General features: G+C 41.7%; 4 protein-coding genes. 2 read left to right on the forward strand and 2 right to left on the reverse strand.

The window, feature by feature from the left end; translation table 11 throughout:
- A partial coding sequence (locus ASL19_RS13375; RefSeq protein ID WP_057178718.1) for a hypothetical protein occupies positions 1-307 on the forward strand: 307 nt, incomplete at its 5' end.
- A 212-nt stretch (positions 308-519) separates the two neighbouring features.
- Here ASL19_RS13375 and ASL19_RS13380 read toward each other — a convergent pair.
- Positions 520-873: a hypothetical protein gene (locus ASL19_RS13380; protein WP_057178719.1), complete on the reverse strand. Its 354-nt coding sequence runs from the start codon at positions 871-873 to the stop codon at positions 520-522.
- A 48-nt stretch (positions 874-921) separates the two neighbouring features.
- Here ASL19_RS13380 and ASL19_RS13385 point away from each other — a divergent pair, with 48 nt between their 5' ends.
- Entirely contained in the window at positions 922-2,211 is a 1,290-nt protein-coding gene (locus tag ASL19_RS13385) for a GUN4 domain-containing protein (RefSeq protein ID WP_152980440.1), read from the forward strand.
- Between the two features lies 1 nt (position 2,212).
- Here ASL19_RS13385 and ASL19_RS18695 read toward each other — a convergent pair.
- Positions 2,213-2,520 (reverse strand): serine protease (locus tag ASL19_RS18695; RefSeq protein WP_235529006.1); only part of this gene is annotated, 308 nt, incomplete at its 5' end.

Below are 2,520 nucleotides of genomic sequence, written 5' to 3' on the forward strand. Positions count from 1 at the left end.
ATTATTTGGGTTAGCTTGGGACTTAGTATATGATTTCCTGCAGAAATACTTATGGGATCATGATTGGCCAGGTGTGTTTCAATTCTATGCAGGAATTGTGGAGGGAGTGTTTCTGGGTGTAATTCTAGGGACTATAGGACTACCGAAAATTCCTAGAGCAGAATTTCAGGTAGTTACATTTATTCAACATTATGGACTGGTGTGGTTAGGGGTTTATTTATCAGCATGGATAGTAATGCGATTGGTGTTTCCCCGTTGGCGATTTCGTGGTGGGGAATGGCTAGGAAATTGGCCTAGGGGATCTTAAACAGGTTGGGCTAAAAGCTGAAAGGAAATTTCTGTATAGATATTGACAAATTTCCCGGAATATCCACATACTAAAATGTATTCTATATTGTTGAGTTCAATATGGAGACTTCAGAAGTGACGGTAAACATTGGGGAATCGGCTAAGGAATTAGGCGTTTCCGTAAAAACTATAAGGAGGTTTACTCGGAAAAACTAATTACCAAGAACAGGTTTAACAATTTTCCCTTGCGAAGATGCTCAAGTGCGATCGCCCATAAGGATTACTTCGCGATCGCCCACCATTAACATCACCTATTACCAAGAATAGATTCAAAAATTTCCCTTGAGAAGAAACCGGGGGGTCATTACTAAGAGCGATCGCCCATAGAAATTGCTTCGCAATCTCCCTCGAAATATCCAAATCTCCCAAAACCCTTGTAATAATTGATTTATCCTTCAATATTTTACCAAATGGGAACCGAACATAAAATGCGCCTAGATGAGAGCGTGCCTTGCGATCTCCCGTAGGGAGTGCTGCGCAATCTCCCGCAGGGAGTGCTGCGCAATCGCCCTTTTCATTCCTCACCCCTTAACTCAAGCTATATTAAAAACATACCCTACCCTGTAAATTTAAATGTATAAACCATTCACCTATATATTTATAACCTCTGGAATCATATCTACAGTCCTATTCTCATCCCAGCTCACCCCAGCTCAAACAATCCCCAATATCCAGGATATTGCCCAAAAAACCACAGTCCAAATCAACAGTGACGCCCACCCCGGGGGTTCCGGTGTAATTGTCAAAAAAGAAGGCACCATATATACCGTACTCACCGCCAATCATGTAGTCTGTGATAGACTTGGTACTACCAAAATTCGCTGTCGCCAAGACTTTACATATACCATTAGAACTCATGATGGCAGAGAATATCCCATCAAAGAACTCCAACCCATCCAAAAAAATGTTCAGGACCCAGACCTGGCCCTAGTCACCTTTGAATCCAAAGAAAATTATCAAGTTGCATCCTTGGGTAACTCAGAGAACCTAACCATAAGAGCTGATATTTCCGTGGCCGGATTCCCCACCATTTTTGGCAGAGTCGGTAAACAACGAAGTTTTACTATCACTGATGGTAAGGTAGTTACTTTTCTCTCAGATCCCCCCCAAGGCTATGGACTAGTTTATAATGCTACCACCCGTATTGGTAATAGTGGGGGTCCCGTTTTTAATGCACAAGGTCAGGTAATTGCCATTCACGGACTCGCAGATACCAACGCCCTAGAATCAGAAGAAACAAATCCTATTAACTCCTCCCTAACCTCTCTCAGAAAGCTAATTAACGCCCAACCTGAGTCAGCATCCTCTTCCTCTCAAAAAACTGGCTTTAATGCGGGCGTTCCCATCAATATCCTATATGGATTTTTCCCCAAAAGCTTCTTCAACTCCACTTCATTACCTACCACCCAAACAAAACCTTCTTCCCCCTCTCAATATACAAAACTAGAAACTCTATTACAATCTCAAAACTTTAAAGAAGCAGATCAAGAAACAGATAGAATTGTACTAGCATTAGCTCAAAGACAAACAGAAGGTTATTTAAGACTAGAAGATACTAAAAACCTTTCCTGTCAAGCACTACAAGCTATTGACCACCTGTGGTCTAAATATAGTCAAGGCAAATTTGGCATTTCAACTCAACAACAAATATATCAGAGTTTAGGTGGCACCACACAATACAACGGAACAATATGGAATTCCTTTAGTGAAACAGTCGGATGGCGAAAGGGAACCTGGTTATCATCTAATCAATTAGATTTTTCCCTGAGCGCACCTAAAGGTCAACTCCCCACCCTGGGCGTAGCAGAATTATATGGCGAGAGTTTCGGACTTTTACCTCCCGTTCTCAAATGTAGAATCTAACCTACTTACCCCATTGGTCTCTCATAGGAACCGCCATGCTAGAACTAACTATCAACTTCTCCGTTGCAGCATCTGGTTTCTCCCCATCTTGATATAACTCCTGAGCTTGCCATAAAGGTTCACTTTGTAAACCATTTATTCCCACCACCTCTCCCTTTGTATTTAATAGCGGAGCGCCACTCATCCCTTTTCTCACCTCATTGGTATACCCAATTTGATATCCTCCCAACAACGGCTTTTTCAGCAATAAAGAAATCTTCCCAGATGTAAATATAAACCTAGACCCTTTTTCTCTTTCAGCAATAAACC

The sequence above is a fragment of the Cylindrospermopsis sp. CR12 genome (assembly GCF_001432185.1).
Lineage (GTDB): Bacteria > Cyanobacteriota > Cyanobacteriia > Cyanobacteriales > Nostocaceae > Raphidiopsis > Raphidiopsis raciborskii.